The 13714-nt window shown below is 41.9% G+C and carries 12 protein-coding genes, 1 tRNA gene and 1 other RNA gene; 2 read left to right on the top strand and 12 right to left on the bottom strand.

What is annotated here, in order from left to right:
• Nucleotides 1-35: 35 nt before the first annotated feature.
• The 8 genes from HMPREF2704_RS01225 to dnaG form a co-directional block, all read right to left on the bottom strand.
• Nucleotides 36-3137: a DNA polymerase III subunit alpha gene (locus tag HMPREF2704_RS01225; RefSeq protein WP_070845477.1), complete on the bottom strand. Its 3102-nt coding sequence runs from the start codon at nt 3135-3137 to the stop codon at nt 36-38.
• Nucleotides 3138-3232: 95 nt separating this feature from the next.
• Nucleotides 3233-3320, bottom strand: a tRNA-Ser gene (locus HMPREF2704_RS01220).
• Between the two features lie 10 nt (nt 3321-3330).
• Nucleotides 3331-3679, bottom strand: a transfer-messenger RNA (tmRNA) gene (ssrA, locus tag HMPREF2704_RS01215).
• Between the two features lie 103 nt (nt 3680-3782).
• Entirely contained in the window at nt 3783-4577 is a 795-nt protein-coding gene (locus HMPREF2704_RS01210) for a hypothetical protein (RefSeq protein WP_070666232.1), read from the bottom strand.
• Between the two features lie 9 nt (nt 4578-4586).
• Nucleotides 4587-5294, bottom strand: coding sequence for an ABC transporter ATP-binding protein (locus HMPREF2704_RS01205; protein ID WP_061455441.1), 708 nt, complete (start codon nt 5292-5294; stop codon nt 4587-4589).
• 171 nt (nt 5295-5465) lie between these two features.
• Nucleotides 5466-5795, bottom strand: coding sequence for a metal-sulfur cluster assembly factor (locus HMPREF2704_RS01200; RefSeq protein WP_004220168.1), 330 nt, complete (start codon nt 5793-5795; stop codon nt 5466-5468).
• Nucleotides 5796-5969: 174 nt separating this feature from the next.
• Nucleotides 5970-7079 (bottom strand): RNA polymerase sigma factor RpoD, encoded by a 1110-nt coding sequence (gene rpoD / locus HMPREF2704_RS01195; protein WP_021152924.1) that lies wholly within the window; start codon nt 7077-7079, stop codon nt 5970-5972.
• Between the two features lie 2 nt (nt 7080-7081).
• Nucleotides 7082-8860 (bottom strand): DNA primase, encoded by a 1779-nt coding sequence (gene dnaG / locus HMPREF2704_RS01190; protein WP_061455440.1) that lies wholly within the window; start codon nt 8858-8860, stop codon nt 7082-7084.
• 214 nt (nt 8861-9074) lie between these two features.
• Between dnaG and mscL the strand changes: the two genes are divergently transcribed.
• Nucleotides 9075-9449: a large conductance mechanosensitive channel protein MscL gene (gene mscL, locus HMPREF2704_RS01185; protein ID WP_070845443.1), complete on the top strand. Its 375-nt coding sequence runs from the start codon at nt 9075-9077 to the stop codon at nt 9447-9449.
• A gap of 100 nt (nt 9450-9549) precedes the next feature.
• Here the strand turns inward: mscL and rpsU are convergent, their stop codons facing one another.
• A complete protein-coding gene (gene rpsU, locus HMPREF2704_RS01180; RefSeq protein ID WP_000048054.1) occupies nt 9550-9726 on the bottom strand; it encodes a 30S ribosomal protein S21 in 177 nt (58 codons plus the stop codon).
• A 178-nt stretch (nt 9727-9904) separates the two neighbouring features.
• On the opposite strand from rpsU, the gene HMPREF2704_RS01175 reads away from it, so the two are divergent.
• Complete coding sequence (locus HMPREF2704_RS01175) at nt 9905-10873, top strand: NAD(P)/FAD-dependent oxidoreductase (RefSeq protein WP_049490569.1); 969 nt, start codon at nt 9905-9907, stop codon at nt 10871-10873.
• A gap of 22 nt (nt 10874-10895) precedes the next feature.
• On the opposite strand, the gene whiA is transcribed toward HMPREF2704_RS01175, so the two are convergent.
• The 3 genes from whiA to rapZ are packed head-to-tail and all read right to left on the bottom strand — an operon-like array spanning nt 10896 to nt 13674.
• Nucleotides 10896-11813, bottom strand: a complete 918-nt coding sequence (whiA, locus tag HMPREF2704_RS01170; protein WP_049474808.1) for a DNA-binding protein WhiA — start codon at nt 11811-11813, stop codon at nt 10896-10898.
• The gene (locus HMPREF2704_RS01165) at nt 11810-12787 is read right to left on the bottom strand and encodes a YvcK family protein (RefSeq protein ID WP_003017791.1); all 978 of its coding nucleotides are present in this window, start codon (nt 12785-12787) and stop codon (nt 11810-11812) included. Before HMPREF2704_RS01165 ends, whiA begins: the two co-directional genes overlap by 4 nt.
• Nucleotides 12784-13674 (bottom strand): RNase adapter RapZ, encoded by an 891-nt coding sequence (rapZ, locus tag HMPREF2704_RS01160; protein ID WP_070845442.1) that lies wholly within the window; start codon nt 13672-13674, stop codon nt 12784-12786. Before rapZ ends, HMPREF2704_RS01165 begins: the two co-directional genes overlap by 4 nt.
• Between the last annotated feature and the right edge of the window lie 40 nt (nt 13675-13714).

Here is a 13714-nt window from a genome sequence, read left to right as displayed (position 1 = left end):
AAAGAAGACTAAAATTCTCGTATTTTTCGCAGTTTTTACCGATAAATCGTTTTCATAACGAGATTCTTTAATTCATCTTCCAATTCTTTGTTTTTCTGGACGGTATAGCCCTTCAATTGAAGAGTTTTTTTCTCGTCTTCATAGCGTAATATCACAGGATATGGGCCCGGATATTTTTTCAAGATAGAAAGAATCGTTTTATCCTGACGATGATCGAGCAACTGGATCCAGAACTTTTCATTGGTTGCCAGTTGTGCCTCTGCTAGAATCATCTGCAAGCGCCCATCACGCTCTTGTATTTTCCCTGTCAAGTAATAAAAGCCACCTTCTTTTATCAAGGAGGAAAATCGATTGTAGGTTTCAGGGAAAAGGGTCACATCCAATTTTTTCTTGGTATCACTGACTTGTAAGAAAGCCATGAGATCACCTGACTTGGTTCGAATGGTTCGAATGTTTTGTACCTCAATGAGAATGCGTACCTGCTCTCCTTGTATGAGTTGAGAAATTGGTTGGATCTCGTAGGGACTCGTTTGCCCAATCGCAACCAATGGGTGGGTACTGAGTCCGATCCCAATAATGGCCTCTTCCTTCTCATATTTTTCAGCCTGGCTAAAGTCCTCTGCTTCTGTCCAGGAATAGTTAGAATCTGCAAATAAACTACCTAGCTCATCAGCAAAGACAAACAAATTCGGCAAATTGTGAAGCACCTTGCGCCTATTTTTTTCAAAAATATCAAACAATCCAAGCTCCACTAAAGGTGTTAACAGAGGTAATTTATGATACTGATTGGGGAGTCGTAAAATGAAATCTTCGACACTTTCAAAGGGACGATTATCAATGATCCAATACGCTAAATCTCTCGGGAGTCCCTTGATATTTTTCATTCCTAAGTAGATTTTTCGATCCTGGAACTTATCTCTGTAAGGGATGGTATTGATGGATAATGGCGCGACTTTAAAATCAAACTGGAGAGCATCTGTCAGATAATCGCTACTCGAATAATTGAGCATGACATCAAAGAAAACATCTGGATAATGGACCTTGAAATAGGCCATCTGAAAGGCCAAGGCAGAATAGGCATAGGCATGAGAACGGTTAAACCCATAGCCTGCGAATTTTTCCATGATCGCAAAGACCTCTTTGGCTTTTTCTTCCGTATGCCCAAGTTTAAGAGCACCTGCGACAAAATCGTCTTCCATCTTGTGCATTTCAGCCACATTTTTTTTGCCCATAGCCCGACGTAAGATATCGGCTTTCCCTAGGCTAAAACCTGCAAAACGCTGGGCAACCTGCATGACCTGCTCTTGGTATAGCATGATCCCATATGTGGGCCGTAAGATTGCTTCAATAGCTGGATCTAAAATCTCAACTTTTTCCTGGCCATGCTTTCTTTTGACGAAATTGTCAATGTAATCACTAGCGCCTGGACGATTGAGAGAGGTGGTCGCTACCACTTCTTCGAAATGATTGGGTCTCACTCGTCTCAAGAGGCGAATGGCTCCAGCCTGTTCAAATTGGAAAATCCCCTTGGTATCCCCAGCAGTAAACAAGGCCAAGGTTTCTGGATCTTCTAAATCAATGGCTTCAATCACGATCTCTTCTTGGTACTTTTCATAGACGGCTTCCTTCATTTTCTGAACAAAGGTTAAGTTTCGCAGACCCAAAAAGTCCATCTTCAATAGACCATTGGCTTCAACCGCATGAGCATCGTACTGGGTGACAAACATGTCTTCTCCATACTTGAGAGGAATGTGATCCGTCAAATCCTGGTCACTCATCACAACACCCGCCGCATGGATCGAGGTCTGTCTAGGTTGGCCCTCAATTCTTTTGGCAATTTCAAAGCCACGTTCAAATTCTGCTCGACTATGAATCACTTGTCGAAAAGCTAGATTCTGTTCATACGCTGTCGTCAGTGTATCCCTAAAGCCAATCCGCTTGGTAATGGAGGTTAATTCGTACTCTGGTACCCCAAAACGTTTAAAGACATCTCGAATGGCTTGTTTGGCCCCAAAGGTTGAAAAGGTCACGATCTGAGCTGCATGGTAACTCCCATAACGGTCTCTCACATAACGGATAAATTCTGGACGATAGATATCAGGAATATCAATATCAATATCCGGCATGGTATAGCGCTCCACATTTAAAAAGCGCTCAAACAGGAGGTTCTTCTCCACTGGATCAATCCCTGTAATCTCCAGGGCATAAGCTACCAGTGAGCCTACAGCAGACCCACGCCCCATTCCCATATAATATCCTTGACTTCGTCCGAAACGAAGAAGATCCCAGACAATCAAGAAATAATCATCAAAGCCCATTTGGTGAATAATGTCTAATTCATGATCCAAACGTTCTTGATAGACCGGACTGGTCAAGTTCTTTCGAAGAAGACCCACTTGAGCTAATTCTCTCAATTCCTCAACAGCTGGTTTCTGAGGATTAAAGCGAGGCAATTTCAACTGAGTATCAATGTCGTATTGAATCCCTTGGACAAGTTTTTCAAGATTTGTGATGGCTTGCGGAAATCGCTCAGCAAAATCATTCTGTAAATCCTGAGGAGTTTTTAGGACAGTTCTAGGATCAATTTGTCCTGTTTCTGTCAAGCTTTGATTGTCCTTGATGGCCGCGAGCATCTGCATGGCTTCCATATCTTCCGCCTCAAAAAAACGCACAGTATGAAGAGGAAGCACAGGGTGGCTAAACTCTTGGACCGGCGTAGCCGCAAAAACTCCGATGAAGTAATCTAGATCAAGCGGTATGTCTTCATGAGCAAAAGGCGCTGGGACAATGACCGCTACTCCTTCTGTGAGGTGCTTCACATCTTCCCAATTGTTTTTCCCCATCATTTTGACGGTCGACATCTTCATCAGATTCTGGTAGCCTTTCGTTGACAGGGCCATCATCCGAAACGGAATGGTTTCATTGTCTACTTTTAGTCCAATTTCTAAACCGACCAAGGGGCTGAGGTTGTGGGCCTGACAGGCTTCGATAAATTCATAAGCACCATACAAATTATCTACATCCATGATTCCCAATGCGCCATACCCCATGCTTTTAGCCACTTGGACATAGTCTTTTATGGTCACTAGGCTTTCCATAAAGGTATAGACTGATTTGGTATCTAGCTGTGTAATCACTTTTTCTCCTTTCTGCATTGTCTATTTTGGTGCCTCCTTTGGTAACTCCTTTTTGTACAAAAAAACACCACTGCTACACAATGATGTCTCAACAACGGAAGACATGGGATTCGAACCCACGCACGCTATTACACGCCTACCGCGTTTCCAACACGGCCTCTTAAGCCTCTTGAGTAATCTTCCATGAATAAAAATATGGAGCCGGTGGGAGTCGAACCCACGTCCAAACACCTGCCAGCATATTTGTCTACAACCATAGGTTATGTCTTAGTTTAACAGCTACATGACACATAACTCAAGTCCTGTACCTGCGAGTCTATCAATCTCTTATCTAACTTCTAGACAAAGTTAGATCGTATCTCGCTAAAATTAAGACCTGTCATCAAACACGAGCGATTCGAATCGGGTCACGCCTGCTGGTGTTTAGGCAGCTAAAGCGTAAGAATTATTATTTTTTGCAGTTATATTTAACTGGCGTTTTACATCCGCTAGATGAGTTGCAAAATATACCTCATAATGCCTGTCGAATCCGTAACGACCCCAAAACGAATACAATTAGTATATCAAAATGTAGCTAAAAATGCAAAAGAAAAAAATTGAACAAGAAGGCTTCCACTGGGAAGCTCCTTGCTCAATTTGCTGTTATTATTGAAGATTCAACTTGTACTTGCTGATGTAGTGAATGGTGAAGTACATAGAAACAATCTTAATAACTTCATAAATGAGACCTGGGATGAAGTTTGGTCCAAAATCATCAATATTTCCATAAACCAATGCATATCCGACAGCATATGAATCTTTTAATGGATTGACTGCTGTACCTATGATACTTAACACAATACACAAGAGAAAGAAAAACAGAATAGCCTTCAATCCACGACGATTTTGGAACAGTTGGCCAAGTGCGATTGATACATAAAATAGTAAGATTCCTGAAGCTGTGGTAAAAATCCACCAGATGATAATCCAATAAGCAATAGAATGACTAAAAGCCTCAGCGATAATACTAAATACAGGAGAGAGGTCTTGTCCAATGACAGCGCCCATCACAAGTATTGTGATAAAACCACTAAAAAATAGAAGGAATAGGCAGTAAAGACTCGCTACTAAAGCTCCCACAAATTTAGACAAAATGATCGCATGAGGGCTAGCTGGAAGGGTCCAGGTCAAGTAACCTTCACGTCCGTATAAGTTGGAATAGAAACGACGAATAATAATATAGTAGTTACTAAGATAAAGACCAATGACTCCTCCAAAAATGAGAATCCCAAGAGTCCCCGTTATGATTTGCATACTATTGGTTTCCATATCCACAAAACCGTTTGTAGCACTTCCACCAATAACACCTGTAATCACTGACAAACCTAGTGCGATCAGGGTGATCAATAAATACCACTTAGCTGTCGATTTAAATTCATATTTTAATAATTTACCAAACATGGGGTCCTCCTAATAAACACGGAATTGATCACGGAAGATCTCATCGATTGATTTTCCGTGTTGATTGCGCAAAACAGTCGTATTTTCATGCAAGAGGATTCTTCCTTGGTTGATGAAAATCGCTTCATCCAAAACTTGCTCAATATCCGCAATCAAGTGAGTAGAAATCAAGACAGAAGAGTTTGGACGTCTGTTTTGAATAATGGTCCGCAAAATATAATCACGCGCCGCTGGGTCAACCCCACCGATTGGTTCATCAAGGACATACAAGTCCGCTTCACGACTCATCACCAAAATCAATTGTACTTTTTCCTTGTTCCCTTTTGAAAGGCTGTTCAATTTTTGATTTGGATGCAAATGCAAATCGTTGAGCAATTGGTAAGCTCGTTGGACATTAAAATCTGAATAAAAATCTTGGAAATAGCTAATAGCATCACTAATTTTTATATTTTCATTCAGATAAGTCGTATCCGGCAAATAGGAAACAACTTTTTTAGAAGCTGGGGATGGTAATTGCCCATGAATATAGATATTTCCAAGGCTTGGTTGCAACAAACCATTAATCAATTTAATGATGGTTGTTTTCCCGCTACCATTAGGCCCCAAAAGGCCAATAATACGGCCAGGTTGGATGTTCAAACTAACATCCATGAGAGCAACTTCATGCCCATAATTCTTTGTCACATGGTCCAAGTAGACCAAAGGATACTGATTCATGTAAATCTCCTTTATTTTCTATTTATGCTATTATACCTTGTCCTCTTGATGATTGCAACTTTATCTGAAAATTTGCTAAGAATTTGAAAATGGTTGTTCAAAAATACAGGTGTAAACAAATCAGAGGTTAGGGAAGCCCCAACCTCTGATTTGTTTTGATGAATAGAATTTTTAACTAATTCCAAGTGCAATCCGTGCATAGCGGCTCATTTTTTCTACCGTCCAAGCAGGATACCAGACCAACTTCACATCCACAGATGTCACTTCTTCTACTTCTGCTAAAACATCATGAATCTGATCTGTCAGAAGATCCGCTAATGGACATCCCATGGTCGTTAGCGTCATATCAATAATGGTCGCTCCAGTTTCACCATCAAAATGGATCTCGTAAACAAGACCTAAATTAACAATGTCAATCCCAAGCTCAGGATCGATTACCTCTTCCAAAGCATTTAAGATTTTATTTTTAATTTCTTCAATTTGCTCAGTTGTATATGCCATATGACACTTCCTTTTTTTGTTATGTTACTCTCGATAGAATTGCTTAGCTCGGATTAAAAAGGTCCGCAGGACTTGGGCCACTCTCTTATTTTTGGGTGGCCGTTAAAAATGTCCCCCAGACCTTCCTCGCTTCCGAATTTCTCAGCTCGGGTTAAAAAGATCCACAGGATCTTTTTAATCCTCAATAAAATCACGCAATGGTTTGCTTCTGCTTGGGTGGCGGAGTTTGCGGAGGGCTTTGGCTTCGATCTGACGGATCCGTTCACGGGTCACGTTGAAGACTTTACCCACATCTTCCAAGGTCCGCATTTTTCCATCATCCAAACCGAAACGTAAACGAAGGACGTTTTCTTCACGGTCTGTCAGGGTATCGAGGACTTCATCTAATTGTTCACGTAGAACAACACGAGTGGTGTAGTCTACTGGATTTTCAATCACTTCATCTTCGATGAAATCTCCCAAATGGCTATCGTCTTCTTCCCCGATTGGCGTTTCCAAAGAAACAGGCTCTTGGGCAATCTTCAAGATTTCACGCACCTTATCAGGCGTCATATCCATGCGTTCAGCGATTTGTTCAGGGGTTGGGTCTTGTCCCAATTCTTGCAAGAGATTGCGTTGTTCACGAACCAACTTGTTAATGGTTTCCACCATGTGAACAGGGATCCGAATGGTCCGTGCTTGGTCTGCAATGGCACGAGTGATAGCCTGACGAATCCACCAAGTAGCATAGGTAGAGAACTTGAACCCTTTGGTATAGTCAAACTTATCAACGGCCTTCATCAAGCCCATATTTCCTTCTTGGATCAAATCCAAAAATTGCATTCCACGACCAACGTAACGTTTCGCAATGGATACAACCAAACGAAGGTTGGCTTCTGCAAGACGTTGCTTAGCTTCCAAATCACCTTGTTCCACTAGTATAGCCAATTCTTGTTCTTCTTCATTGGTCAAAAGAGGAACAACCCCAATTTCTTTCAAGTACATCCGTACTGGGTCGTTGACCTTGGCAGAGTTGCTTCCAAGCAATTCCTCATCTGACAATTCTGGCTCTTCTTCATTGTTCAACACACGCGCACTTGGGTTACCATCTTTATCCGTGATCGAAATTCCTGCATCTTGAATGCGTTGCAAAAGATCTTCAATCCCATCTGCATCTAGTGTGAATGGAATAACCAACTTGTCATTAATTTCATCATCTGTTGCAGTTCCACTTTTCTTGTGGCTGCGAATAAACTCTGCAATTTGAACGTCCAATGTTGTAATATCTTTTTGTTCTTTAGCCATTCCTACTCCATTCTTCTTTTTTGAGCGATCAAACGCTCGAGTTCCAATAAAGCTTTTTCCGCATCCCCTGTCGAGGAAGCTTCCTTCACTTTATTTCCAATTTGTTGACTTTCTTTGCGAAGAAGCTCACGATTTCGCGTTTCTTCCACTTCTTCTAATTCACCATCCGCTATCTCTTCTGGCAAATCTTCTTCTAACATCCGGTACCAGGCGTGCTGGACCCCTTCAGGTTGCTCGGACAAATCCTGAGATGTGACTTCTCCATTTTGACAGAGTAATTGGTACAAGATCTGTAACTCCGGTGTGTCAAAGACAAAATCAGGTCGCAAACGGTAATCATTGAGCACCATTGGAAAATCTTTCATCCTACTTAATAAATGATTTTCCGCCTTGATCAAGCGCGTCATCCCACGGTTAGGTAGGAGATCGACTGAAAAATTCGACGTTCTTGATCGTCCACCACTTTGATCCTCCTGCCGTTGATGCAAGCGACTATTATTGACAATCTGCTCAATCTGCAAATAATCAAAGTCTGGCAATAAATCTGCCAACTTATAAATATAGGTGTTTTGCGCTGTGATGGAGCGCGTCTGGGCGATCATCGGTGCCAGCTTCTCGACAAACTCAATCTGTGCCTGCAAGTTCTCAATATACTGGGGTTTCCAGTAGTGCATCAAGAATTCAACCTTACTGATCCGCGAATTCTTCAAGAGGGAAGCTAGATCTTCTGGGGAGGTCTTTTTGAGGTACTCATCGGGATCCATCTGATCAGGGATACGGACGATCTCCAACTCCAGATCCTGCAAGACATCCAAGGCCTTAGCGGTTGCTTCAAGTCCCGCCTTATCCCCATCATAGGTCAGAATGACCTTTTTGGTAAAATGAGACAGGTGCTGGACGTGCTCTGGTGTCAAGGCTGTCCCCATAGAGGCGACTGCATTTTCAACCCCAGCTCGATAAGCCGCAATGACATCCATAAAGCCTTCCATGATATACATTTCATGTTGCTTTTTGGCGCTCGTCTTAGCTTGGTCTAAATGGTAGAGCTCATAACTTTTGTTAAAGAGACGGGTGCTACGACTATTCTTGTACTTGGCTTGATGACTCCCATCGTCCATCTTTTTCCATAACCTACCAGAAAAAGCAATGACACGTCCACTATCATCCGTCAAAGGAAACATAATCCGATCCTGAAAGGCATCAAAAACTGTTCCAGCATCTGAGATTGTGAATAATCCCGAATCGGTAATCACTTTCTCAGAGAACTTCTCAGAGAGATTTCGATAGAGATAATTCCCTTCTGCTGGGGCTAAGCCCAATTGAAAATGTCGGATGACCTCATCCGTCAATCCACGTTCATGCAGATAATTTCGCGCTTCTTCTCCCATCTTTGTCGTCATCAGAATCGCCTGGTAGAACTTACTGGCTTCCTGATGAATCTCATAAAGTTCTTGGTTGGGATTGATAGACGTTGGTTGAGCCGGCCTTGCTTGGTACTGAAGCGCAATACCCGCTTTTTCTGCTACGATCTGGACCGCATCCATAAAAGCCACTCCACGGTATTCCTCAATAAACTTAAAGACATCTCCCGAGCGACCACATCCGAAACAATGGTAAAACTGCTTGTCTTCAACGACATTAAAAGAAGGAGTCTTTTCACCATGAAAAGGACAGAGCCCTAAAAAATTACGGCCAGCCTTGGTCAAAGAAACAACTTCTCCAATAACTTCAACAATGTTTACACTGTTTTTAATTTCTGCAATTAGCTCTTTATCAACCATAAACAGTGCCTCCATTTTACCATAGATTATCACTTTATATTTTATACTAAAAGTTAGTAAAAGTAAATTTTTTCCTACCGATTTCACACATAAAAGAAAAGATTTTCAACCTTTATCACTAATTTTAAAAAATGAGGCATATTCCTTGTCAGTCGAATATTTTTCCGTTATACTAACATAGTAAAAAATTATTATGAAAGGACATATTTAGGATATGTTAAAAGATTTGAAAGCTTTTCTCCTTCGTGGGAATATTGTTGACCTTGCTGTAGCAGTCGTTATCGGAGCTGCATTTGGAGCTATCGTAACATCACTTGTTAACGATATCATCACTCCACTTATTTTGAAACCAGCTATGAAAGCTGCTGGTGTTGATAAGATTGCTAATTTGTCATGGAACGGTGTTGCATACGGTAGCTTCTTGAGCGCTGTGATCAACTTCCTTGTTGTTGGTACTGTTCTTTTCTTCGTAGTGAAAGCTGCTGAAAAAGCTCAAAACCTTGGTAAAAAAGAAGAAGCTGTCGAAGAAGAAGCTCCTACTCAAGAAGAGTTGCTTACTGAAATCCGCGACTTGCTTGCAAACAAATAATCAGATAAAAAGATCCGATCTTCTAGCTAGAAGATCGGTTTTTTTGTCTTTAACGGATGAAAAAAACAAAAAACAGACCGAGGTCTGTTCTTGTATTCAATTAGAATTTTTTACGTTTACGAGCTGCTTCTGATTTACGTTTACGTTTTACAGAAGGTTTTTCATAGAATTCACGTTTGCGTGTTTCTTGAAGAGTACCAGCTTTAGTAACCGCACGTTTGAAACGACGAAGAGCATCGTCAAGAGATTCATTCTTACGTACTACTGTTTTTGACATATTTTTCACTCCCTTCAAGCCTAAAATCTTAATAATTTTATCACACTTTAAGGACGCTGTCAAGATCTTTTGAAACTTTTCTAGCCCTCCTAGCCTTCATGTCATTTCTTTTTCCAACTTTTTCATTCTTCCCATTTTATGATACAATGGAAACAAAGAAAACCCTGAAGGAGATACTATGTCAGAAATTTATGATATTACAATTGTTGGGGGCGGACCAGTTGGTCTGTTTGCTGCTTTTTATGGCAATATGCGCCAAGTAAAAGTCAAACTGATTGATTCCTTACCTCAACTGGGAGGGCAACCAGCTATTCTCTATCCAGAAAAGAGTATCCTCGATGTACCTGGCTTTACCAATTTGACTGGTGAAGAATTGAGCAACCGCTTGATCGAGCAAGTCAAACGGTTTGATACACCGATCTTTCTCAATGAAACTGTAGAGGATATTCGAAAAGAAGGCGACCTCTTCACCATCACTACTTCTCGCCAAGTGCATCAGTCTAAAGCAGTCATTATAGCCATGGGCGGTGGTGCCTTTAAGCCACGCGCCCTTGACATTGAGGGAGCTGAAGACTTTGATAACGTCCACTATCATGTTTCGAACATCCAACAATATGAAGGACAGCAGGTGACCGTCCTTGGTGGTGGAGACTCTGCTGTAGACTGGGCTCTTGCTTTTGACAAGATTGCTCCAACTACGATCATTCATCGTCGGGATAACTTCCGTGCTTTAGAACATAGTGTAGAAGAACTCAAACAATCTTCTGTTAGCATCAAAACACCATTTGTTCCTAGCCGCTTGATTGGCGAAAATGGTCATGCCACTCATCTTGAAATCACAAAAGTTAAAACCGATGAAACCGAACTCATTCCGATTGATCACTTATTTGTCAACTATGGCTTTAAATCTTCAATCGGAAACTTGAAAGAATGGGGTGTAGAATTGCAACGCCATAAAATCAAGGTGAACCAAAAACAAGAAACCAGCCTTCCTGGAATTTATGCCTGTGGAGACTGCTGCTTCTACGAAGGAAAGATTGATCTCATCGCTACAGGTCTGGGGGAAGCTCCAACAGCTGTAAACAATGCCATCAACTACATCTATCCAGATAAGAAAGTCCAACCAACGCACTCAACTAGTTTATAATAAAAAAGGCCTTTGGCCTTTTTTATTTGTCTAAATCGTCTGCGATCTTATTGATCTTACGTAAGCGGTGGTTAACACCGCTTTTTGAAATAGGTTGTTGCAAACTATCAGCGATCTGCTGGATAGAATAATCTGGATGATTCATCCGGATATAGGCAACTTCTTGCAGGTCACTTGGTAAACTTCCTAGACCAACCGTATCCACAATTTTACTGATATTATTGATGGTTTTCATACTGGCTGTGACTGTGCGCTGGATATTGGCCATCTCGGCATTATTAGCCCGATTGAGGTCATTGCGCGTCTCTCTCATGACCTTGATGGACTCAAATTCTTGCATGGCTTGCATGGCCTCTACTACAATTAGAAAATCAATAATATCTTCCGCTCGTTGCAAATAGGTTACGACACCCTTTTTACGCTCGATGGTTTTCGCATCTAGTAAAAATCCTTGCATGAGAAGAGCAATTCCTTCCGCGTGGTCTGTATAAACAGAATGAATTTCCAGCTGGTACTTCCCTTTTTCAGGATCTTTTATCGAACCACTCGACAGAAAAGCTCCTCGAAGATAAGCACGGCTAGCTGCTTCATCTTCTAAAACACTAGCATCAATGCCTGTCTCAATCCCAAAGAAGGCATCTGCCAAATGCAAGTCAGCTAAAATTTCTTCTACCTTTTCATCCAAGAATACTGTGTAGACACGATTCTTTTTCAAATTGGTTTTTTGATGGTGGCGAATATCTGATTTGGCCTCATAAAAATGATGCAATAATTCATAGATATGGCGAGCGATCTTGGCATTTTCTGTCGTTACCGAGAGCGTCAAGCCGCCCATTGATATGCCGAGGCTCCCAGACATCTTGATAATAGCAGCTAATTCACTCTTTTCAAATCGCTTGAGAGACAATAATTCTTCTTTGACACGAACCGTAAAACTCATTTTCTCACCTGCACGATCTGCATCAGCTCTTCGACCACTTTTTCACCATCATGAAAAGCTCCCCCGTTGACCAGCTTTAAGAAATCGGAAGAAATCACTTGGGGAACTTGCGAGTGCAAGCCCTTAAAATCATGCTCTACCTGGACCAAGTATTCATCAAATTTATTGCTGTTCATATAAGCTGCGGGAACCTGATTGATATTGACAAGGACGGTGTCGATGAACTTTTCTCCCAAGTGCTTGTGAAGCACGGCCACGTGGTCACTATCTGTGAAATGCTCGGTTTCTCCTCTTTGGGTCATGATGTTACAAACATAGGCTACCTGAGCCTTGGTTTCAAGGATGGCTTTCCCAATCTCATCGATCATCAAATTAGGAAGGATCGAGGTAAAGAGCGAACCAGGACCCAAGACAACCATATCACTTTCAAGAATAGCTTCCACCACTTTCTTACTAGCTTTTGGCCGCTCTTGATCGAAGGTATTGGTCACATAGACATGATCAATCATGCCAGTGTAGTTAGCAATGTGGCTTTCTCCTACCACTTCTTTTCCATCTTGAAAGACGGCATGAAGGGTCAAGGGACTATCACTGGAAGGATAGATCTTGCCGGTCGTATGAAAGAACTTGGTTAACAATTGCATGGCATTATAGGTCGAGCCTTGCATCTCTGAAATCCCTGCAATGATCAAGTTTCCCAAAGGGTGACCGGCCAAAGGGCCATCATCGTCAGCAAAGCGGTATTGAAAGACCTTCTCATAAAAACGAGGCATATCTGACATGGCAACCAGCACATTTCGAAGATCTCCAGGTGGTGTCAATTTTTGGATGTTCTTCCGCAATTCACCTGAACTCCCGCCATCATCTGCAACGGTTACGATGGCAGTGATGTCGACCGGTTTCTTTCTCAGACTATCGAGGATAACAGAAATTCCTGTTCCTCCTCCAATAACGGTTACTTTAGGTTTTCTCATGAGCGATTCACCGTTTCTTTCCGTCTGTCCTTGTCTCTATGACTGCAATTGACTTGCCAATTTTTTTCTAAATCATGCGCTAAGCGCTCTGCAAAGGCTACTGAACGGTGTTGCCCACCGGTACAGCCCATAGCGATGGTGAGAACGGATTTACCCTCCCGTTTATAAGACGGTAAAATAGGAACGATCAAGTCATGGAGGTGACGATAAAAGTCCTCTGATTCAGGGTGATCCATGACGTAATCATAGACAGCTAGATCTTGACCGGTTAAATTCCGAAGTTCCAATTTGTAGTAGGGGTTTGGAAGGAAACGCACGTCAAAGACAAGGTCAGCATCGATCGGAAGGCCATATTTAAACCCAAATGACATGACCTCAACCCGAAAATCTGGCTGATTATCTTGACTGGCAAATTGTTCTGCGATCGTTTTTCTCAAATTACGAGGCGTCAACTCAGTCGTATCCACCACATTTTGACTGATATTTTTTAATGGTGACAAGAGTTCGCGCTCTAAGGCAATCCCATCCAAGACACGGCCATCTGCCGCTAGTGGGTGACTACGACGAGTTTCCTTGTATCGTGCTACCAACTCACTGTCAGTGGCATCCAAGAACAAGACCTTGAAATCGAGGTCTTCTTGGTTATCCAATTCATCCAAAATGGTGCGAATTTCATTGAAAAAAGAACGGCTCCGCATGTCCACAACAACGGCTAATTTATTGTTATCGGGACTGTGGCGCATGAGCTCAATAAATTTCAGCAAGAGCGCCGGTGGCATATTATCGATGGTAAAGTAACCCAAATCCTCAAACGATTGGATGGCGACGGTCTTTCCAGCACCGCTCATCCCTGTTACCATGACCAGTTGAATCTTACTTTCTGTCATTTTCTCCTCCCATAAATAAAACAGAGTGGCCTACAGTTTC

The sequence above is a fragment of the Streptococcus sp. HMSC076C09 genome (assembly GCF_001837905.1).
In the GTDB taxonomy this organism is placed as follows: domain Bacteria; phylum Bacillota; class Bacilli; order Lactobacillales; family Streptococcaceae; genus Streptococcus; species Streptococcus parasanguinis_I.
This window is presented reverse-complemented; position numbering and strand designations above follow the sequence as displayed.